The 654-nt window shown below is 62.7% G+C and carries 1 protein-coding gene and 1 pseudogene; both read left to right on the forward strand.

The genetic code is table 11. The features are described 5' to 3' along the window. Positions 1-406, forward strand: a pseudogene (locus IVB01_RS19440) (efflux transporter periplasmic adaptor subunit); the annotation flags it as partial. A gap of 68 nt (positions 407-474) precedes the next feature. Next, on the forward strand, positions 475-654 hold a 180-nt coding region (locus IVB01_RS19445; RefSeq protein WP_247458317.1), incomplete at its 3' end, for an efflux RND transporter permease subunit.

A 654-nucleotide genomic window follows, 5' to 3' on the forward strand; every position in this document is an offset into this window, starting at 1 on the left:
CGAGCCGCAGATCGCGACCGATACCCGCAACATCCGCGTGCAGGCGACCATCGCCAATCCGGAGAAGATCCTGAAGCCCGGCATGTTCGTCACCACCACCGTGGTGCTGCCGGAGAAGCCGGCCGTGATCACCGTTCCGGAGACAGCGGTCGACTACACGCTGTACGGCGACTCGGTGTTCGTGATCACCGAGAAAAAGGAAGAGGACGGGAAGACCAGTCTCTCTGCGGTACGCACCTTCGTGCAGACCGGCAACAGGGTCGAAGGTCGCGTCGAGATCGTCAAGGGTCTGAAGCCGGGCGACAAGGTCGTTGCCGTCGGCCAGCTCAAGCTGCAATCGGGTGCACCGGTGTCGATCTCGACCGACCCGCCCCCGGCAATCCCGGCGCAGCCGCCGCGCTACTGACCCATTACATTCGCGTGATCCGGCTCGGCCGGATCACGCTCTTGAGAGATAGAAATCGAGACGCCGCGATGGCCTTTACCGACATTTTCATCAAGCGACCGGTCCTGTCGGTCGTCGTCAGCCTGCTGATCCTGCTGATAGGCCTGCGTGCGGCGATGGTGCTGCCGATCCGGCAGTATCCGAAGCTGTCGAACACCGTCATCAACATCACGACCGTGTATCCCGGCGCATCCGCGGACCTGATCCAG

It is taken from the genome of Bradyrhizobium sp. 164 (genome assembly GCF_023073715.1).
GTDB lineage: Bacteria > Pseudomonadota > Alphaproteobacteria > Rhizobiales > Xanthobacteraceae > Bradyrhizobium.